General features: G+C 70.1%; 18 protein-coding genes, 1 tRNA gene and 1 pseudogene. 11 read left to right on the top strand and 9 right to left on the bottom strand.

Annotated features, from left to right (window positions below; all coding sequences use genetic code 11):
- The first annotated feature begins 269 nt into the window (after positions 1 to 269).
- Both ABEA93_RS04600 and ABEA93_RS04605 read left to right on the top strand, forming a co-directional pair.
- Complete coding sequence (locus ABEA93_RS04600; protein ID WP_345673963.1) at positions 270 to 794, top strand: peptidylprolyl isomerase; 525 nt, start codon at positions 270 to 272, stop codon at positions 792 to 794.
- A gap of 7 nt (positions 795 to 801) precedes the next feature.
- Positions 802 to 1,692 (top strand): rhomboid family intramembrane serine protease, encoded by an 891-nt coding sequence (locus ABEA93_RS04605; protein ID WP_425584813.1) that lies wholly within the window; start codon positions 802 to 804, stop codon positions 1,690 to 1,692.
- Positions 1,693 to 1,968: 276 nt separating this feature from the next.
- Here ABEA93_RS04605 and crgA read toward each other — a convergent pair whose 3' ends face one another.
- A complete protein-coding gene (crgA, locus tag ABEA93_RS04610) occupies positions 1,969 to 2,220 on the bottom strand; it encodes a cell division protein CrgA (RefSeq protein WP_345673964.1) in 252 nt (83 codons plus the stop codon).
- Positions 2,221 to 2,478: 258 nt separating this feature from the next.
- Between crgA and ABEA93_RS04615 the strand changes: the two genes are divergently transcribed.
- The 6 genes from ABEA93_RS04615 to ABEA93_RS04640 all read left to right on the top strand — a co-directional run bounded on the left by ABEA93_RS04615 (position 2,479) and on the right by ABEA93_RS04640 (position 6,745).
- Positions 2,479 to 3,171 (top strand): DUF881 domain-containing protein, encoded by a 693-nt coding sequence (locus tag ABEA93_RS04615; RefSeq protein ID WP_423529867.1) that lies wholly within the window; start codon positions 2,479 to 2,481, stop codon positions 3,169 to 3,171.
- A 26-nt stretch (positions 3,172 to 3,197) separates the two neighbouring features.
- Positions 3,198 to 3,944, top strand: a complete 747-nt coding sequence (locus tag ABEA93_RS04620) for a class E sortase (protein ID WP_345673966.1) — start codon at positions 3,198 to 3,200, stop codon at positions 3,942 to 3,944.
- Complete coding sequence (locus tag ABEA93_RS04625) at positions 3,944 to 4,156, top strand: hypothetical protein (RefSeq protein WP_345673967.1); 213 nt, start codon at positions 3,944 to 3,946, stop codon at positions 4,154 to 4,156. The genes ABEA93_RS04620 and ABEA93_RS04625 overlap by 1 nt, the downstream gene beginning before the upstream one ends.
- Positions 4,153 to 4,794, top strand: coding sequence for an aminodeoxychorismate/anthranilate synthase component II (locus ABEA93_RS04630; protein WP_345673968.1), 642 nt, complete (start codon positions 4,153 to 4,155; stop codon positions 4,792 to 4,794). The genes ABEA93_RS04625 and ABEA93_RS04630 overlap by 4 nt, the downstream gene beginning before the upstream one ends.
- A gap of 14 nt (positions 4,795 to 4,808) precedes the next feature.
- Positions 4,809 to 5,867, top strand: coding sequence for a class E sortase (locus ABEA93_RS04635; protein WP_345673969.1), 1,059 nt, complete (start codon positions 4,809 to 4,811; stop codon positions 5,865 to 5,867).
- Between the two features lie 119 nt (positions 5,868 to 5,986).
- Complete coding sequence (locus ABEA93_RS04640) at positions 5,987 to 6,745, top strand: class E sortase (RefSeq protein WP_345673970.1); 759 nt, start codon at positions 5,987 to 5,989, stop codon at positions 6,743 to 6,745.
- 134 nt (positions 6,746 to 6,879) lie between these two features.
- Here ABEA93_RS04640 and pknB read toward each other — a convergent pair whose 3' ends face one another.
- The 6 genes and pseudogenes from pknB to ABEA93_RS04670 all read right to left on the bottom strand — a co-directional run bounded on the left by pknB (position 6,880) and on the right by ABEA93_RS04670 (position 15,477).
- Entirely contained in the window at positions 6,880 to 8,745 is a 1,866-nt protein-coding gene (gene pknB / locus ABEA93_RS04645) for a Stk1 family PASTA domain-containing Ser/Thr kinase (RefSeq protein ID WP_345673971.1), read from the bottom strand.
- A gap of 294 nt (positions 8,746 to 9,039) precedes the next feature.
- Positions 9,040 to 10,551, bottom strand: a complete 1,512-nt coding sequence (locus ABEA93_RS04650) for a peptidoglycan D,D-transpeptidase FtsI family protein (RefSeq protein ID WP_345673972.1) — start codon at positions 10,549 to 10,551, stop codon at positions 9,040 to 9,042.
- Between the two features lie 475 nt (positions 10,552 to 11,026).
- Positions 11,027 to 12,394: pseudogene (locus ABEA93_RS04655) on the bottom strand (FtsW/RodA/SpoVE family cell cycle protein); the annotation flags it as partial.
- The gene (locus ABEA93_RS04660) at positions 12,391 to 13,995 is read right to left on the bottom strand and encodes a PP2C family protein-serine/threonine phosphatase (RefSeq protein WP_345673973.1); all 1,605 of its coding nucleotides are present in this window, start codon (positions 13,993 to 13,995) and stop codon (positions 12,391 to 12,393) included. The gene ABEA93_RS04660 and the pseudogene ABEA93_RS04655, both read right to left, overlap by 4 nt.
- Before the next feature lie 5 nt (positions 13,996 to 14,000).
- Positions 14,001 to 14,546, bottom strand: a complete 546-nt coding sequence (locus tag ABEA93_RS04665) for an FHA domain-containing protein FhaB/FipA (protein ID WP_345673974.1) — start codon at positions 14,544 to 14,546, stop codon at positions 14,001 to 14,003.
- A gap of 10 nt (positions 14,547 to 14,556) precedes the next feature.
- Complete coding sequence (locus ABEA93_RS04670; RefSeq protein WP_345673975.1) at positions 14,557 to 15,477, bottom strand: FHA domain-containing protein; 921 nt, start codon at positions 15,475 to 15,477, stop codon at positions 14,557 to 14,559.
- Positions 15,478 to 16,048: 571 nt separating this feature from the next.
- Here ABEA93_RS04670 and ABEA93_RS04675 point away from each other — a divergent pair.
- A tRNA-Leu gene (locus ABEA93_RS04675) sits at positions 16,049 to 16,132 on the top strand.
- 155 nt (positions 16,133 to 16,287) lie between these two features.
- Here ABEA93_RS04675 and ABEA93_RS04680 read toward each other — a convergent pair.
- Positions 16,288 to 16,500 carry a hypothetical protein gene (locus ABEA93_RS04680; RefSeq protein ID WP_345673976.1) on the bottom strand — a complete coding sequence of 71 codons (213 nt, stop codon included), beginning with the start codon at positions 16,498 to 16,500 and terminating at the stop codon, positions 16,288 to 16,290.
- Entirely contained in the window at positions 16,497 to 17,015 is a 519-nt protein-coding gene (locus tag ABEA93_RS04685; RefSeq protein ID WP_345673977.1) for a carboxymuconolactone decarboxylase family protein, read from the bottom strand. The genes ABEA93_RS04680 and ABEA93_RS04685 overlap by 4 nt, the downstream gene beginning before the upstream one ends.
- A gap of 100 nt (positions 17,016 to 17,115) precedes the next feature.
- On the opposite strand from ABEA93_RS04685, the gene ABEA93_RS04690 reads away from it, so the two are divergent.
- Positions 17,116 to 17,667 (top strand): TetR/AcrR family transcriptional regulator, encoded by a 552-nt coding sequence (locus tag ABEA93_RS04690; RefSeq protein WP_345673978.1) that lies wholly within the window; start codon positions 17,116 to 17,118, stop codon positions 17,665 to 17,667.
- 96 nt (positions 17,668 to 17,763) lie between these two features.
- A complete protein-coding gene (locus ABEA93_RS04695; RefSeq protein WP_345673979.1) occupies positions 17,764 to 18,555 on the top strand; it encodes a rhomboid-like protein in 792 nt (263 codons plus the stop codon).
- Positions 18,556 to 18,560: the final 5 nt, after the last annotated feature.

Here is an 18,560-nt window from a genome sequence, read left to right on the forward strand (position 1 = left end):
GCATACGCTTTCCCGGAGCGCCGAAGATCATGCCTGGTTTGTCATCTCATATACCTTTGATGGTGCGTGATCGTCGCGTGCGGAGCGCGCGTTCTCCTGGCGTTTGGGCGCCGGAGGCCGCCGCGTGCGAGGATTTCCGGGACCGACGGCAGGCCCGTCCGACCCCCGCGGCGGCAGCGGGAAACCCGCGCCGCCGGAGTGTCCGGGACCCGCCGCACACCGCGCAGCAAGCCGGCCGCGACCGTCGCGGCCGCAGGGAAGGCTCACTCGTGGCCGAGAAGCTCTACGCCACCGTCAAGACCAACCACGGGGACATCCTGCTCGAATTGTTCCCGAACCATGCGCCGAAGACGGTCGCCAGCTTCGTCGGCCTGTCCGACGGTTCCCGCGAGTGGACCGACCCGGAGACCGGTGCGCCGGGCAAGGGCCCGCTGTACAACGGGGTGGTCTTCCACCGCGTGATCGACGGCTTCATGATCCAGGGCGGGGACCCGACCGGCACCGGCCGTGGCGGCCCGGGCTACCAGTTCGCCGACGAGTTCCACCCCGACCTGCAGTTCAGCCGCCCGTTCCTGCTGGCCATGGCGAACGCCGGCCCGGGGACCAACGGCTCGCAGTTCTTCATCACGGTCGGCACCCCGGCGCACTTGAACCGCAAGCACACGATCTTCGGCGAGGTCGCGGACCAGGCGGGCCGGGACGTGGTCAAGGCCATCTCCCAGGTTGCGACCGACGGCAACGACCGGCCGGTGCGGGACGTCGTCATTTCCGAGATCGTCATCGAGAAGCGCTGAAGCCACGTTGAACCCACTTGACGGAGACAGACCGGCCGGGCCCGCCGAAGGCCCCGCGGGTTCGCCGGCCTGCTACCGGCACCCCGGGCGCGAGACGCACATCCGCTGCGCGCGCTGCGAACGCCCGGTGTGCTCCGAATGCATGGTGAGCGCGTCGGTCGGCTTCCAGTGCCCGGAGTGCGTGCGGGACGGGCGGCGTACCGTGCGTCAGGCGCGCACGATAGCCGGGGGCAGCGTGCGGTCCCCGCAGAAGAGCGCGATCGTCACCAAGGTGCTCATCGGCCTGAACCTGGCGGTGTTCCTGCTGGTCCTTGTGGTCGGGGACAAGGTGGTCGACAAGCTGATGCTGATCGGCCGTGCGCTCGTCGGGAACCACGTGGTCGGCGTTGCCGAGGGCGACTGGTACCGGCTGCTGACCGCGGGCTTCCTCCATCAGGAGGTCTGGCACATCGCCTTCAACATGTGGGCGCTGTGGATGCTGGGCCCGGCGCTGGAGTCCGCGCTGGGGCGGACCCGGTTCCTCGCCGTCTATCTGCTGTCGCTGCTCGGCGGCACCGCGACGTCGTACCTGCTCGCCGCGCAGAACCAGGGCTCGCTCGGCGCGTCCGGTGCGGTGTTCGGGCTGTTCGGCGCGGCCATCGTGGTGGGTCGGCGGATGCGGTACGACCTGCGGCCGCTGATCGCGCTGCTGGTGATCAACCTGGTGATCACGTTCCTCAACACCAGCCGCATCGACTGGCGGGCGCACGTGGGCGGCCTGGTGGTCGGCGTGATCAGCGCGATCGTGATGGTGCACGCGCCGCGGGCGCACCGGGTGGTGGTGCAGGTTGCGGGCGTGCTGGTGATCGCCGCGGCGATCGTGGCGACCGTGCTGGTCAGGACGTCGCAGCTGACCTAGGTGCCGGACCCGGGCGTGCCGCAGGGCTGCCCGGGTGCGGGGCGCAAGGGCTGTCGCAGGGGGCGTCGCAGGGCCGTTGCGTGGTCATTCGGGCCTCCGCGATCGGTTACACTGAGGATATTCCGAATGACCCACGGTGATGATTCCGTGCGGACATTCCGTTGCGGACGCGTCGGCACGCCGGGGTGGCGAGCCGCGCACGCTAGGGTTATCCACAGGCTGTGCCCAGTTATCCCCACTGTGGATAACTCTGTGGACGGCTGGTCCGCTGCCGCGTTACTTCCACTGGGTGGAGACGCCGAAGCCCGCCGCGATGAAGCCGAAGCCGACGACGATGTTCCAGTTGCCCATCTGCTCGACCGGGTAGTTGCCGTTCGTCACGTAGTAGACGACGATCCACAGCAGGCCGACGGCGAACAGGGCCAGCATGAAGGGCGCGACCCACCCGCGCGTGTCCAGCTTTATCACCGTCTTCTTCTCCGGCGGCGGCGTGAAGTCGGACTTCTTGCGAATGCGGGACTTCGGCACGAGAGTCTCTCCTGTCGATGCTGCCCTGGGCCTACAGCTTCGGAGCACCTACCGTCGGGCTTCGGCGCCCTGCCGTCGGCGGGGAGTGAACGGGGCGCGACGCGGCCTGCGACGCGTCGGTTAGCGTAGTCGCTCTCAGGTCCGGATGGAGGGTACGACAACGTGCGTAGGCCCGGTGTGCGCTTGCCTGTTTTCCCCAGGCCCAGTGTCGCGCGATCCGGAACCAACCGGCGAGTGATCGTACCCCGGGTCCTCGCGATGGCGGTCTTCGGACTGGCCGGCCTCATGTTCTGGGTGAGCGCCACCACGTCGCACGGCAACGACATCCGCAACGACAGCCCGTCGATGCAGTACCGCGACCTGGTCCGCAAGCAAGGCGCGCACAACACCGAGGTCGAACGCGACCTCACCGGACTGCGCAAGGACGTCGACGACCTGACGCGGGGTCAGGCCAACGACCCCGAGGCGCAGGCCAAGGTCGACGCGCTCACCGCCCCCGCCCAGCTGGCGCCGCTGAGCGGCCCCGGGCTCACCGTCACGCTGACGGACGCGCCTCCGGACGCCACCGCGCGCATCCCCGACGTGCGCCAGCCCACCGCCGACGACCTCGTCGTGCACCAGCAGGACATTCAAGCTGTGGTCAATGCGTTGTGGGCGGGCGGTGCGCAAGGTATCCAGATCATGGACCAGCGCCTCGTCGCCACGAGCGCGGTGCGCTGCGTCGGCAACACGCTGATCCTGCACGGGCGCGTCTACTCGCCGCCGTACGTGATCACTGCGGTGGGCGACATCGGGGCCATGCGCCGCGCGCTCGACGACAGCGAAAGCGTGTACAACTACACGACCTACGTGACCGCGTACGGGCTGGGCTACAAGGTCGAAGACCGGAAGCAGGCGAACCTGCCGGGGTACACCGGTCCGCTCGACCTGCAGTATGCGAAAGTCTCCTGAGCCGGGAACAGAAGGGGAGTCGGCCCATGCGCACCGCGATTCGCGGCGTTGGTGAGACGTTCATCACGCTCGGTGTCGTGATCCTGCTGTTCGTCGTCTACCAGCTGTATTGGACCGGGGTGCTGGCCCGCGAGGCGCGGGCCGAGGAACTCGACAAGCTGAACAAGAAGATCAAGAAGAACCAGTCGGCGCCGCTCGATCCGGTGGTCGGCACGCCGGGCGGCGCGTCCGCCCCGGCCGCGGCCCCGCCGCCCCAGCCGTACCCGCACGGCGAGAGCTTCGCGGTGATGTACATCCCGCGGTTCGGCTCGTCGTGGAAGTGGACGGTGCTGTCGGGCACCGACACGGACGTCCTGAAGAAGGGCCTCGGCTGGTACGACAAGTCCGCCAAGGTCGGCCAGGACGGCAACTTCGCGGTCGCGGGCCACCGCAAGACCTACGGCGACCCGATGATCGACTTCGCGGAGCTGAAGCCCGGCGACAAGATCGTGGTGAACGACACCGAGAACTGGTTCGTCTACACCCTCGACGTCCCGCTGGTGAACGCGCAGGCCGGCAAGAACGACAAGGCCGTCTACAAGACGCTCCCGGAGGACGTCGGAGTGGTCGCCCCGGTGCCCGCCAAGGGCTTCGACAAGCCCGGCAAGTACATCACCCTGACCACCTGCGACCCCAAGTACGGCAGCAGCCACCGCCTGATCGCCTGGGGCCACCTCGAATCGGTCCAGCCGCTGTCCGCCGGCGAGCCCGCGGCGCTGAAGGGAGCTTCCTGATGTACGCGTTCATCTGGCGCCATCTGCCGGGCAACGTGTGGGTGCGCATCGCGATCTGCCTCATCCTGGTCATGGCGATCGTCTACGCCCTGTTCCAGTGGATCTTCCCGTGGGCCGAGCCGCTGCTGCCGTTCAGCGACGTGACCGTCGACCAGGGCAACGTCACGGACGTCAACCCCAGCACTTCCCCGGCCGGAGGCCTCCCCGGATGACCGCGCGCATTCTCGTCGTCGACAACTACGACAGCTTCGTCTTCAACCTGGTCCAGTACCTCTACCAGCTGGGCGCGACCTGCGAGGTCCGCCGCAACGACGAGGTGGCCGTCGAGGACGCCGCCGGGTTCGACGGCGTGCTGCTGTCGCCCGGCCCGGGTACCCCCGAAGAGGCCGGGGTGTGCGTGGACATGGTCAAGTACGGGGCAGGACGTGTCCCGGTTTTCGGCGTGTGCCTGGGGATGCAGTCCATCGCGGTGGCTTACGGCGCTACCGTGGGCCGAGCGCCCGAATTGCTGCACGGCAAGACGAGTTCGGTCGCGCACCAGGGCGCGGGAGTCTTCGCCGGGCTGCCGTCGCCGTTCACCGCGACGCGGTACCACTCGCTCGCGGTCGATCCGGACACCGTGCCGGCCGAATTGGAGGTGACCGGGTGGACCGAGAGTGGGGTGATCATGGGCCTGCGCCATCGCGTCCTTCCGGTCGAAGGCGTGCAGTTCCACCCGGAGTCGGTGCTCACCCAGGACGGCCACCTCATGCTGGCGAACTGGCTGGCGACGTGCGGGTATCCGGAGGCCGTCGGGCGCGCCGGGGGCCTGGCGCCGGTGGTGGGCCGATCGGGGATGGCGACGACATAACCACCCGCCTGCCCGTGTACGCGGATCCGGCGCCGGACGCCGCACCGGCGTCCCAGCCCGGCCTCCCGGCCGGTCCGGAGCCCGGCTACGAACCGGACTTCCGGGACCGCACCGCCGAACTCGCCGTCGTGCGGCCCCCCGGGCGTGCGGCCAGGCGTGCGGCCGCGGCGGCGCCCGGTGACGGGACGCCGGGCGGCGGAACTCCCGGGGGCGGCACCCCCGGAGGCCGTGCCGCGCGGCGCAAGGCCCTCCAGGAGGAGCAGAAGGGTGCCAGGCGGCGCGGGAAGCCGCGCACGGGCGCGGCCGTGGAGCTGCCGCCCGGGGCGGGCCGTGCGGCCCGCCGGAAGGCCGCCAAGCCGTCCACGAAGGCACGTGTCATCACCGGAGTCGCCACCGGCATCGGCGAACTCGCCATGACGGCAGGCCTGGTGATGGTGCTGTTCGTGGTCTACACGACGTGGTGGACGAACGTCGTCGGGCACCGCAACGCCAACCGCGAGGCGGACAGCCTCCAGGACCAGTGGGACCAGAGCCAGAAGGACGGTGCCCCGCCGCCCGCCCCCGACCCGCGGCAGCCGGACGGCTTCGCCCCCGGCGCCGGGTTCGCCCTCCTCTACATCCCCAAGCTGGGCGTGCGCGTGCCGGTGGCGCAGGGCACCGACAAGCAGAAGGTCCTCGACAAGGGCCTGGCCGGGCACTACACGGACCCGAAGACCGCGATGCCGTGGGACAACCAGGGCAACTTCGCGGTGGCCGCGCACCGCAACACCCACGGCGAGCCGTTCCGCTACATCAACAAGCTCGTCGCCGGCGACAAGCTCGTGGTGGAGACCTCCACGACCTACTACACGTACGTGGTCACCAACACCCTTCCGGAGACGTCCCCGAAGGACATCGCGGTGATCGACCCGGTGCCGAAGAAGAGCGGGTTCAAGGGCCCCGGCCGGTACATCACGCTCACCACGTGCACCCCCGACGGGCACTCCACCTACCGGCTCATCGTGTGGGGGCAGCTCCAAGAGGAACGCCCGCGCAAAGACGGCAAACCGGATGCTTTGGTGAAGGACACGTAGCCTCCGCGCGGAGCATTGCCGACGCCCGCGGGAATCTCCCGGGAAACCACTGCGGGATGGCGCTTTCGTGGCTGTCAGGGTCTGAACATCGGCGTTTGATTGTGCCAAGCTGTCGCCTCATGGGCGTCGTGCGCAAGCTGATACGCGGCACCGCCGAGATCGTGTTCACTCTGGGTCTCGTCGGTCTCCTCCTGTGCGTCCACCAGTTGTGGTGGACCAACATCGAATCCCGCGCGAAGGCGTCGTCCAACCTGAGCGAGTTGGACGACGAATGGCAGCGCGGGCCGGTGGCGAGCAGCAACGACACGCCGCCGTACCTCGGCCCGGACGGCAGCGACGGGCCCACCAACGTGGGCACCGACGGGCACAACGACGGGACGGGCGTGGACGGCGCGGGCACGGTCCGCGGCAAGCCGTTCGCGAAGGTCTACATTCCGCGGCTCGGCAAGGGCTTCGTGAAGCCGATCGTCGAAGGCACCAGCCTCAATTCGCTCGCCCAAGGCGTCGGCCACTACACCTACGCCCCCTACACCGGGCCGGGGCAGGTCGGGAACTTCGGCCTCGCCGGGCACCGCAACGGGCACGGCGAGCCGTTCCGCTACCTCAACAAGCTGCGGCCGGGCGACTTCGTGGTCGTCGAAACGGCCACCTCCTGGTACACCTACCAGATCGTCAAGGGCCCGTTCATCACCCAGCCGGGCAACGGCGCGGTCCTCGCTTCGGATCCGCCGCAACTCGGCCTGGGATCCGGGCAGAAGCTCATCACCCTGACGACCTGCGACCCGGAGTTCACGTCCAAGAACCGCATGGTGTTCTGGGGAACGCTGAAGGTCGCCGACGAGAAACGACCCGGCTTCAAGCCGGCCGCCCTGGGCTAGCAACGACCTGGCAGCCGAATCCCCCGGCATCCGGCCGGACTTCCCGCCACCGACCGGGCTCCACGAAAGGCCGAGGCCCGCGCCCCTCTCGGGGACGCGGGCCTCGGTCGTGTTCCGGTGCCGTGCCGCGGGGCCTACTGGCCCCAGTTCTTCGGGTCGAACGGGTTGGTGATCGGCTTGGTGTTGCCGCCCGGGTTGCCCGGCTGCGTCGTCGGACCGCCCGGCTGCGTCGTCGGACTGCCCGGCGGGGTGGTCGGCGCCGTCGTGGTCGGCGAGGGAGTCGGGCCCTGCGAGATGATCAGGGTGATCGTCGTGCCCTCGTCGACCGGACCCTTGTCCGGGCTGTAGCTGATGACCGTGCCCTGCGGACGGTCCGCGCTGTACTGCATGCGGATCCGCGGGTTGAGCTTCAGATCCTTCAGCTTGTTCGTCGCGTCGTCCTGGGTCAGCCCGGTCAGCGTCGGGATGTCCACCTGGGCCTTGCCACTGCTGACGGTCAGCGTGACGTCGCTCTTCAGCGCCAGGTCGGTGTTGGCGACCGGGTCGGTCGCGCACACGTTGCCGCGCTGGCACTGGCTGGTCACCACGCGGTTGACCTTCGGGGTGAACCCGGCGTCGGTGAGCGCCTTGACCGCGGCGTCCTCGGACTGGCCGACGACCTGCGGGACCTTGGCGGTCGGCGGGCCGGACGACATGATCACCGTGACCACGCTGTCCTTGGGCAGCTTGGAGTCAGGCTGCTTGTCCTGCTCGCAGACCTTGTCCTTGGGCTGGTCGGCACAGGCCTTCTTGGTGTCCGAGACCTTGATCTTCAGGCCGGCGTTCTCCAGCGACGACGTCGCCTCCTGCTCGGTCTTGCCGATCAGGGTGGGCACCGTCTTGTCGTCCTTGGCGCCGCCGGAATCGCCGAGCAGCGTCTTGCCGACGAAGAACGCCGCGACGAGCACCGCGACGCAGGCGACCGCGAGCAGCGCCCACGCCCAGCCGCGCTGCCGCGGCGGTTCGTCGTCGTCGTAGTCGTCCGGGCCCTGGTCGTACTGCTGCGGCGGCCGGCCCTGCGAGCCGTAAGCCCCGGTCTGGCTGGTCGCCCCACCGGGGGTCGGCGGCAGGTACTGGGTGGCGGCCTCCATCGGGGCCATCACCGCCGACGCCGCGATCGGCATGCCGTGCAGCGCGCGCTCGAGGTCGGCGCGCATCTCGTCGGCGCTCTGGTACCGGTGGTCCGGGTGCTTGGCGAGCGACTTGAGCACGATCGCGTCGATGGTCGGGGAGACCTCGGGGTCGTACGCGCTCGGCGGCAGCGGGTCCTCGCGGACGTGCTGGTACGCCACCGCCACCGGCGAGTCGCCGACGAACGGCGGCCGCTCGGTGAGCAGTTCGTACAGCAGGCAGCCCGCGGAGTAGAGGTCCGAACGGGCGTCCACGGTCTCGCCGCGGGCCTGCTCGGGGGACAGGTACTGGGCCGTGCCGATGACCGCGGCGGTCTGCGTCATCGTCATGCCGTTGTCCGCCATGGCGCGCGCGATGCCGAAGTCCATCACCTTGACGGTGCCCTGGCGCGTCAGCATGACGTTCGCGGGCTTGATGTCGCGGTGGATGATGCCGTTGCGGTGGCTGTACTCCAGAGCCTGGAGCACGCCCGCGGTCATCTCGAGAGCGCGTTCGGGCAGCAGCCGGCGGCCGGAGTGCAGCAGCTCGCGCAGCGTGGACCCGTCGACGTACTCCATCACGATGTACGGGATGGAGATCCCGTTGATGTAGTCCTCGCCTGTGTCGTAGACCGCGACGATCGCCGGATGGTTCAGCGACGCGGCGGACTGCGCCTCACGGCGGAAACGTGCCTGGAACGAGGGGTCGCGGGCCAGGTCGGCGCGGAGCGTTTTCACCGCGACGCTACGGCCGAGGCGGATGTCGCGGCCCAGATAGACCTCGGCCATACCGCCGCGGCCCAGGACCGCGCCCAGCTCGTACCGGTCGCCGAGGCGACGCGGCTCTTCCATAGCTTCCAGCCCTTCCCTTACCGATCCACGGCCCTGGGGACCGGTCCGACGGAACAAGCAGTGCGATGGACCGGGACTACTGCCTCCACTGCTCTGTCTGCCTATCCGAGTGTCGCAGGCGGCTTCGGCGCCGCTTGCCCCCGCCCGTCCCGGAACGTTCCCGGACACGGTACCGGGGCGTGCGATCCCCCGTGTGTCACGGACTGATCAAGTCCGGCGGCCGCGTTGTGCGGACTGTCCTGCGGACTCCCGTGCGGGCCGGGGCGCGGAGCGGCACGCGGACTATGGTGCGTGTCACTTCCCGAGCACCGCCTTCATCACCGCGACGGCCGTCGGGGCGGCGCTGCCGCAGCCGCTGATGTCGTCGCGGTCCGCGTTGCTGTCCTCGATGACCACGGCGACGGCGACCTTCTTGCCGTCGACCTCGCCGTAGGAGACGAACCACGCGTACGGGTTGTCCTTGTTGTTGACGCCGCGCTGCGCGGTGCCGGTCTTGCCGCCGACCTTGACGCCCGGGATCTGCGCCGTCTTGCAGGTGCCTTCGGTCACGACGCCCTGCATCATGTCCTGGAGCTGGCCGGCCACCGTCGGGCTGACCGCCTCGCTGATCTGCTTGGGCGAGGTCTGCTCGATGGTGTCCATGTTCTGCGACTTCAGCGAGTCGACCAGGTACGGCTGCATCATCTTGCCGTTGTTGGCGATCGTCGCGACGACGGACGCCATCTGCAGCGGCGTCGCCTGCACGTCCTGCTGGCCGATCGACGCGCGCATGGTGGCCGCGCCGTCCTTGTTGGACGGGAACAGGCTGGCCGACACGCGGGTCGGGATCTCCATGTTGTTCTTGGTGTCGACACCGGTCGGCGACTGGTAGTTGTACTTGCCGAAGTCGTTGAAGCCGAACGCCTCGGCCTGCTTCTTGACCGCGTCGTCGCCGAGCTGCGTGCCGATGCCCGCGAACACCGTGTTGCAGGAGTACTCCAGGGCGACCTTCAGCGTCGCGCCCGCGCACTTGCCCGGGCCCGCCTGGTCGATCAGCTCCTTGTTGGAGTTCGGGTAGCGGGACGGCGACTGGAAGTTCGTCGGGGCGTCCGGGTTGGCGTACTGGCCGCTGGAGAGCGCCGCCGCGGCGGTGATCAGCTTGAACGTCGAACCCGGCGCGTAGGTCGTGCGGATCGCCCGGTTCTCGGACGGCTTGGCCGGGTCCTGTTCGAGCGCCTTCCAGGCCTGGTCCTGGACCTTCTTGTCGTTCGTCGACAGCTTGCCGGGGTCGAACGACGGGGTCGAGACCAGGGTAAGGATCTTGCCGGTGGCCGGGTCGATCGCGGCGACGGCGCCGGTCTTGTTCTGGCTCACCAGCGAGTTGTAGGCGGCTTCCTGCGCCTTGCCGTTGATGGTCAGCGCGACGTTGCCGCCGCGCCGGTCCTTGCCCGTGATGGTGTCGATCACCCGGCGCACGAACAGCCGGTCGTCGTCGCCCGTGAGGATCGAGTCGTCGACGCTCTCCAGGAAGCTGCTGCCGTAGAACTGCGACTTGAAGCCGGTGACGGGGGCGTACATCGGGCCGTTGAGGTACGTCCGCACGTACTCGTACTTCTTGCTGTCCGAGTCTTCCGAGCCGGTGATCGGCTTGCCGTCCACCAGGAAGTCGCCGCGCGGGTGCGAATACGACTCGTACACACGGCGGTTGTTGTTCGGGTTGTCGGCGTAGTCCGCGGCCTTGACCACCTGGACCCAGTTGGCGCGCAGCATGAGTGCGGCCACCAGGACAAGGCAGAAGATGGACACCTTCCGGAGCGGCTTGTTCACTTGCGATCCCAGTCCCTCACTGGCTGTGTCCTCTCGGTCCCGACGGACCTGTCGTGTCCCCGATCGGCGGGTGTCCCGGCTGGGAGCCCGATGACTGCTCCGGCGGCGCGGCGGGCCGCGGCGGCGTGGCAGGCGGTGCGGGGACGCCGGGGACTCCGCCGGGAACCGTCATCGCGTCGGGCGGTGCCGGTTCCGCGAAGCCCGCGGGAGGTCTGGCGGTGATCTGCGTCGCGTCGTCGGCACCCGCCGGGGGCGGTGCGGGCGCCCCGTTCGGCCCGTCCGGAGATCCGGACGCGGCGTTGGCGGGGGCGTCGGGCAGGTCGCCGAGCGGCGAGCCGTGCACCGGAGTCGGCGGCGCCAACTCGTCGGCGTCGGCCGGGTCGAGCTGCTGGTTGGGCACGTCGGAGTTGTTGCGGCGGCGGCGGCCGCCGCGGCTGTTCTGTATGGCGGCGATCTGGCCGGCCTCGACGGGTGCGGCAGGGCGGCGGGCGGTGTGGCTGATCACGATGAGGATCGCCACGAGTGCCCAGTTGGTGAGCACCGACGAACCGCCCTGCGCGAGGAACGGCATCGTCATACCGGTCAGCGGGATGAGGCCGGTGACGCCGCCGGCGACCACGAAGACCTGGAGCGCCATGACCACCGACAGGCCCGCGGCGAGCAGCTTGCCGAACGGGTCGCGGGCGGCGAGGGCGGTGCGCAGGCCGCGCTCGATGAGCAGCCCGTAGACCATGAAGATCGCCATCATGCCGGCGAGGCCGAGTTCTTCGCCGACCGACGTGAGGATGAAGTCGCTGTTGGCGGCGAAGCCGATCTCGCCGGGGTAGCCCTGGTTGAGGCCCTTGCCGAGGAGGCCGCCGCTGCCGTAGCCGAACAGTGCCTGGGCGAGCTGGTCGGAGTCGGTGACGGTGAGCTTGTCGATCGGCACGTCGTAGTAGTAGAGCGGGTCGAGCCAGGCGTGGACGCGGCTCTTCACGTGCGGCTCGATCGAGCCGACGAGGCCCGCGCCGGCGGCCGACAGGCCGAGGCCGAACAGCAGCCAGCTGGTGCGCTCGGTCGCGATGTACAGCATGACCACGAACACGCCGAAGAACAGCAGCGACGTGCCGAGGTCGCGTTCCGCGACCAGGATGAGCAGGCTGAGCAGCCAGGCCACGAGTATCGGGCCCATGTCGCGGCCGCGCGGCAGGTACAGCCCCACGACCTTGCGGCTGGCCAGCGCGAGCGCGTCGCGCTTGACCATGAGGTAGCCCGCGAAGAACACCGTGACGATGATCTTGGTGAACTCGCCGGGCTGGAACGACAGCGGGCCGAGCGAGATCCAGATCTTCGCGCCGTTGACCGCCGGGAAGGGGATCGGCGAGACCAGCAGCACCAGTGCGACCGCCATCGCGGTGTACGTGTAGCGCTGCAGGATCCGGTGGTCGCGCAGGAACGCGACGATGGCCAGGAACAGGATGATGCCGAGCGCCGACCACAGCAGCTGGGTCGGCGCGGTCTGCAGGGCCTTGCTGCGGCCGCGGGTCGGCTCCAGGCCGATGCGGTAGATCAGCACCAGGCCCATGCCGTTGAGGAACGTGGCCAGGGGCAGCAGCAGCGGGTCCGCGTAGGGCGCGAACTTGCGGACCACCAGGTGGGCGACGAAGGCGAGGGCGCCCAGGCCCAGGCCGTACGTCGCGAGGCCGGCGGGCAGCCTGCCGTCGCCCGCGAGCCCGATGTTGACGTACGCCAGCACCGGAACGAGCACCGCGAAGCCGAGCATCATCAGCTCGGTGTTGCGGCGGTTCGGTGCGGACTGCGGGGTGATCGTGGTGTTCCTGCCCACCGCGGCGCCGGTCCTCAACTCGAACCGTTCGGCTGAACGGCGCAGTTGGACACCTTGTCGGCTTGCTCGCCGGCGTCGAACTTCTGCGGTGCGACGGGCGGCGCCGTGGTCGGCGGAGCGCTGGAGGGCGGCGCGGTCGGGGCACCGGACTCGCCCGGTGCGGCGGTTCCGGCGGCGTTCTGCTTGGCGTTGCCGCCGGGGCGCGACGTCGAGCGGGACGTCGAGGTCGCGGTCGGTGCCCCGGTGCGGATCGGCGCGGCCTGCCCGGTCGCGGACGCGGTCGTGGTCGGGCTCACAGTCTCACCTCCCGGCGTGGCGCCGTTCACCGGCGGCGTGGTCTGCCCCGGATTCTGGGTCTGGGGTACCTGGGAAGGGACGGTGACCGGGTGCGTCTGGTTCCACTCTTTGATGCTCGTGCAGAGCCCCGCCTGGTCGCGGACCTTGTCCATGTACTTGCGCGCGTCCGACAGGCCGGTCGCCTCGTAGTGGTCCTTGAGGCTCTGCTGGTAGGGCGCGGAGAACTGCGTGATGTCGATGTCGTGGTACGTCTGGTACGGGCTGGACAGCGAGATCCCGAAGACCTTCGTGTCGATGCCCTTGTAGACCGTCACGTTGTTGCCGTCAGCGGCGACGTAGTACTGCGTCTGCGTCCACCAGTACGCGCCGCCGAGCGCGGCCAGCACCAGGACGGCGGGCCCCCACACCGGCAGCGTCCGGCGCCACGCGGACTTCGGCTTGCGGCGGCTCTGCGGCGTCTCCGGGAGGAGCGCCTCCGCCTCGTACTCGCCCTGGGTGAGTTCGCGGGCCCGCGACGCGGGCGTGGTGGGCAGCGTCGTCGTGTCGCCCAGGTCCTCGGCGACCGCGCCGACCACCATGGGGTGGTCGGACGGCGTCTGGTCGGAGTCGACCAGGTCCGCGACGATGCAGGTGATGTTGTCGGGGCCGCCGCCGCGCAGCGCGAGCTGGATGAGTTCCTGGACGGCTTCGCGCGGGTCGGCGTAGGCGAGCAGCGTGTCCTGCATCGTTTCCCGGCTGACCACGCCGGAAAGCCCGTCGCTGCAGATGAGGTAGCGGTCGCCGAGCCGGGCCTCGCGCAGCGTCAGGTCGGGCTCGACCTGGCCGCGGCCGTCGAGCGCGCGCATCAGCAGGGACCGCTGCGGGTGGTGGCCGGCTTCCTCTTCGGTGATGCGGCCTTCGTCGACGAGCCGCTGCACCCAGGTGTGGTCCTGGGTGATCTGCTCGAGGGCCCCGTCGCGCAGCAAGTAGGCGCGCGAGTCGCCGACATGCACCATGCCGAGGCCGGAGCCGGTCCACAGCAGGGCGGTGAGCGTGGTGCCCATGCCCTCGAGACCGGGGTCGTCCTCGATCATCACGCGGAGCCGGTCGTTGGCCCGGTCGACGGCCAGCCGGAGGACCTCGCGGAGGTCGGTGCCCGGCAGGTCCTCGTCGAGTTCGACCATCGTCGAAAGGACTTCGGAACTTGCCACCTCGCCCGCGGCGGCGCCGCCCATGCCGTCGGCGACCGCGAGCAGCCGCGGACCGGCATAGCCGGAGTCCTCGTTGCCCTCGCGGATCATGCCTTTGTGTGATCCGGCGGCGAAGCGGAGAGAGAGGCTCATTCAGGCTACCTGCGCAGCTCGATAACGGTCTTGCCGATGCGGATCGGCGCTCCGAGGGGAACGGGGGTGGGGCCGGTCAAGCGCGTGCGGTCCAGGTAGGTGCCGTTCGTCGACCCGAGGTCCTCGACGATCCAACTGCCGTCCGGGGCCGGGTAGATGCGGGCGTGGCGGCTCGACGCGTAGTCGTCGTCGAGCACGATGGTGGAGTCGTGGGCCCGCCCGATGGTGATCTGCTGGTCGGTCAGATTCATCGTGGTGCCGGTCAGCGAACCGCCGGTGATGACGAGCTTGGACGGGGTGTTGCGGGCACCGTTCGGACGGCGGCCGCCGCGCGCCTGCGCGGGCGGGCCTTGCGCGGCCTGCGGAGCGGCCGCGGCCGCAGCCGCGGGCGCCCCTGCGGGCACCGGGGCGGCACCGCGGCGGCGCATCGGCCGCTGGGTCACCCGGGTACCGAACAGGTCGCTGCGGATCACCTGCACGGCCACGATGACGAAAAGCCACAGCACCGCGAGGAAACCCAGCCGCATGACGGTGAGGGTCAGCTCAGACATGCGCCCGATGTCACCCCTCGGATTGACGGAACACGACGGTGGTACTGCCCAGCACGATCCTCGATCCGTCTCTCAGGCCGGCACGCGTGCAGTGCTGGCCGTCGACGACGATGCCGTTCGTCGAGCCGAGGTCGGCGATCGAGGCGGGCGGACCGACTCTGATCTCGGCGTGGTGCCGCGAGACGCTCGGGTCGTCGACCCGGATGTCCGCGTCGGTGCTGCGCCCCAGTTTGGCGGCCGCAGCGGTCAGTTCGTGACGCATCCCGTTGATCTCGACCCAGGTGCGGAGCACCGGGGCCGGCGGCCGGTACGGGGCCGGCGCGGGTCCGGGCGGCGGGGCCGGCGGCCGCGGCGGGAGTCCGCCGGCCGCGGGACCCGGACCGATCGGGGCGCCGGGCATGCCGCCCGCCTGCGGATGCGGCGAGTGGCCTTGGTACTGGGGTGTGTGGCCCTGCGGCGGTTGCCCGGGGCCGCTGCCGTACTGCTGGTCGTAGTGCGGCGGCTGGGCAGACGCTACCGCTCCCGGGCCGCCGAAGTCCGGTCCGCCCTGCGACTGGCTTCCGGCGAGGGCCTGGCTGCGCACCCGGTAGAGGCCGGTGTCCAGGTCGTCGGCCTGCTCGAAGTGGACCTCGACGGGGCCGATGAAGGAGTAGCGCTGCTGCTGCGCGTAGTCGCGGACCATGGTCGACAACTCGGCGCCGAGCTGCTGCGCGTACGGGCTGAGGCGCTCGTAGTCGTGCGAGCCCAGCTCCACCACGAAGTCGTTCGGCACCATCGTGCGCTCGCGGTTCCAGATGGTGGCGTTGCTGTCGCACTCGCGCTTGAGCGCGCTGGCGATCTCCACGGGCTGGACATCCGACTTGAACGCCTTGGCGAAGGCGCCGTTGACCAGGCCCTCAAGTCGTTGTTCGAACTTCTTCAGGACACCCATGGGCACCTCCTTCCTTCAAGCGTCGCCGTCGTCTTCCGGGGCACGGTCCGGCCCGGCCGGGCATGCTCCGGTCGGGCCGGTCCTACAGTCTGCTCGCCGATCCGCTCACTGATCGTATCCACGCTCGGGAAACGGGCATGGTTCCCCGCCATGGTCACTGTAGGGAGTGTTGGCTCTCACAAGGATTCCTACACCCCCGGCCCTTCGTCCTGGCTCGCTTGTCGTAGTTGCAGTGTGACCACGTGCGTCTACCCCGCCCCACGCCGTCCTATCGCGGGCGGCGCAGGTCAAGCATGCCGGAGTCGCGGGCACGGCGGGGATGGGCCCGGAGAAAGAAGGTGCACAAAGAGGAGCCCGGGAAGGGAGAGGAAGGAGCGGGGCGCGGACGGGGCGGAGAAGAGGAGGGAAGAGCGGGGGAAGAAGGAGCGGCGGGGGATGCGGCGGGAGCCGGCCCGGGGGCGGCGGAGTGTGCGGCGGACGGGTGCCGTGGAGCCGCCGAGGGTGTGGTGATCATGTGCCGCGGGTATCGATGTGAATCGGCCCCCGCATCCGTGCTAATCTTCAATTGCTCGCGCGGGTGGCGGAATAGGCAGACGCGCTGGATTCAGGTTCCAGTGCCCGAAAGGGCGTGGGGGTTCAACTCCCCCCTCGCGCACCGAGCAAGAGGCCCGCAGGTCATAGACCTGCGGGCCTCTGGCATGTCCGGGATCGGGCGGGTTGCGGGGTCCGACCGGGAGGCCGGGTGCGGTGTGCGCGGAGTGGTCGAGAGCCGGCGCGATCCGGACGACCGCGTCGGCGGAGGCGCATTTCTCAGGCGGCGCAGGCCGCTTCGGCGTAGGTGATCCGGGCGACGGCGGGCGCCGAGACGATCTGGACGGTGTCCGTGCCGGGGATCCGGACGTGGACGAAGCCGCCTTCGAGGGCGAAGTCCGCGTCGGCGGACGCCGTGGACCCGCCGTCCTTGCCGACGAGCGTGTAGCCGTCCCGCAGATGCACGGTTCCGGTGCGCCAGTTCGCGGTCATGCCTGCACCTCCGGGAAGTCGAGCCGTGGCTCGGCCAGGTGGTTGAAGTAGTTCGAGAGTGTGTTGAGCGCCACATGCGCGGTGATCTCCGCGAGTTCGGCGTCGGTCACGCCGGCCGCGCGGGCCGCGGCGAGGCCGTCGTCGGCGACCCGGCCGCGGGTGCGGACGATCTCGCGGGCGATCCGCAGGACGGCGCCGGTGTGCGGATCGTCGTCGGCGGCGTCGCGGGTCTCGGCGAGCTGTTCGTCGGTGAGCCCCATCTTGCTGCCGCGCAGCGTGTGCGCGCTCACGCAGTAGGTGCACGCGTTTTCCTGGGCGACGAGCAGTGCGAGCTGCTCGCGGATGCGGGCGCGCAGGACGCCGCGGGTGAGGGCGTCGCGCATGGCGAGGTAGCCCTGGAGGGCGGCGGGGCTGTTGGCGAGCGTGCCGTAGAGGTTGGGGACGCGGCCGAGTTGGGCCTGGGTCTGGGCGAGGACTCCGTGCGGGTCGCCTTCGGCGAGAGGGATGCGCGGCATGGTGCTGCCTCCAAACGGTACTGGTCGGTGCCGTTTCTTCGTCGAGCAGGACGGTACTGACCGGTTCCGTTTGCGGTCAAGAGGGATTAGCCTCGTGGCCATGCCGGTTCAAGCACGCGAACGACTGCTCGCCGCCGCCGAGGACCTCTTCTATGCGGAGGGCATCCGGGCGGTCGGGGTGGAGCGCATCCTGAGCGTGTCCGGGGTGGGGCGCGCGTCCTTCTACCGCCACTTCCCGGGCAAGGACGATCTCGTCGTGGCGGTGCTGCGGGCCCGCGACGTGCGGTGGCGGGCGTGGCTCGCCGAACGCGTCGAGGCGCACGGCGGCGGCCCCCTCGCGGTGTTCGACGCGTTGGCGGAGCGGTTCGCGCGCGAGGATTTCCGCGGCTGCGCGTTCATCAACACAATGGTCGAGTCCGCCGACCCGGACAGTGCGGCGCACCGGGTGGCGGCGGAGCACAAGGCCGCGGTGGCGGACTATGTGCGCGGGCTGCTGGCCGGCGACGGCGTCGCCGACCCGGACGCCCTGGCCCGGCGCTTCGTGCTGCTGATGGACGGGGCGATCGTCACGGCGCTGCGCGAGCGCACGCCGGAGGCAGCCGGGCGGGCGCGCGAGGTGGCGGAAGCGCTGCTTGCCGCTGCGCGGCGCTAGCGGAACTTAGGATCGTTTTGTCCGGGTATAGCGGAGGTCTTGCTCTTCCGGCACGTCCCGTCCTGCTGGTCGTCGATCCCGGTTCGGAGGCCGCTTGTGGTCGCGCTTGCCGCGCTGGCGTTGAGCGTCCTCTGGTACGTGCTGCGCGGCGTGGGATATCTGTGGAAGCCCGCGGCGCGGGTGGTCGGGCAGTTGGCGCCGTGGACGGTGAAGCTGCGGGCGTGGGTGCTGTCGGCGCCGGCGACGTTCGTCTACATCGCGTTGTTCACCATGGGCACCTTCGTGCAGAAGACCGCGCCGCCCCGGCTGATCGATCTCCTGGTGAAGGTGGACAGCACCAACCTGCACCGGCTGTCCGACGACCCGGCGACCGTGCTGGTGACCAGCGCGGTGTGGGTGGCGGACCGCGGGTCGGGCCTGTCGATGTACATCGCGGTGTTCGCCACGGTCGTGGCGTGGGCGGAACGGCGGTACGGGACGCCGCGGTTGATTCTGATCGCGATCAGCGCGCACGTGCTGGGCTCGCTGTGCACGGCGCGGGTGGAGCGGTGGGCGATCGACACCGGGCGGGCGCCGGAGAAGCTGATCCGGGCGACGGACGTCGGGGTGAGCTACATCATGGTCGGCTGCTGTGCGGCCGCCGTGCTGATCATGTGGGGCTGGGTGCGGCTGGTCGGGATCGCGGTCATGGTGATGGTCGTGGTGGTGCCGGTGCTGACGAGCCGCACGGTGTGGGACTTGGGGCACCTGTTCGCGACGCTGTTCGGGCTGGGTGCGGCGCTGCTCGTGCGGTCGGCGGGCCCGCTGCGGGAGCCGCCGCCGTTGACGGAGCCGTGGGGGCGGGGCGTGCGGGGGGCGGCGCGGCCTCGGGAGGACGAGCCGGTGTGAGGGCG

This window comes from Yinghuangia aomiensis (assembly GCF_039542225.1).
Lineage (GTDB): Bacteria > Actinomycetota > Actinomycetes > Streptomycetales > Streptomycetaceae > Yinghuangia > Yinghuangia aomiensis.

Coding starts and splice junctions, on each gene's coding strand:
- ABEA93_RS04690 (WP_345673978.1), top strand. CDS start 17,116: ATGCCGGTTCAAGCACGCGAACGACTGCTCGCCGCCGCCGAGGACCTC.
- ABEA93_RS04685 (WP_345673977.1), bottom strand. CDS start 17,015: ATGCCGCGCATCCCTCTCGCCGAAGGCGACCCGCACGGAGTCCTCGCC.
- pknB (WP_345673971.1), bottom strand. CDS start 8,745: ATGGAAGAGCCGCGTCGCCTCGGCGACCGGTACGAGCTGGGCGCGGTC.
- ABEA93_RS04615 (WP_423529867.1), top strand. CDS start 2,479: ATGGCGGTCTTCGGACTGGCCGGCCTCATGTTCTGGGTGAGCGCCACC.
- ABEA93_RS04660 (WP_345673973.1), bottom strand. CDS start 13,995: ATGAGCCTCTCTCTCCGCTTCGCCGCCGGATCACACAAAGGCATGATC.
- ABEA93_RS04630 (WP_345673968.1), top strand. CDS start 4,153: ATGACCGCGCGCATTCTCGTCGTCGACAACTACGACAGCTTCGTCTTC.
- ABEA93_RS04640 (WP_345673970.1), top strand. CDS start 5,987: ATGGGCGTCGTGCGCAAGCTGATACGCGGCACCGCCGAGATCGTGTTC.
- ABEA93_RS04670 (WP_345673975.1), bottom strand. CDS start 15,477: ATGGGTGTCCTGAAGAAGTTCGAACAACGACTTGAGGGCCTGGTCAAC.
- ABEA93_RS04625 (WP_345673967.1), top strand. CDS start 3,944: ATGTACGCGTTCATCTGGCGCCATCTGCCGGGCAACGTGTGGGTGCGC.
- ABEA93_RS04680 (WP_345673976.1), bottom strand. CDS start 16,500: ATGACCGCGAACTGGCGCACCGGAACCGTGCATCTGCGGGACGGCTAC.
- ABEA93_RS04620 (WP_345673966.1), top strand. CDS start 3,198: ATGCGCACCGCGATTCGCGGCGTTGGTGAGACGTTCATCACGCTCGGT.
- ABEA93_RS04665 (WP_345673974.1), bottom strand. CDS start 14,546: ATGTCTGAGCTGACCCTCACCGTCATGCGGCTGGGTTTCCTCGCGGTG.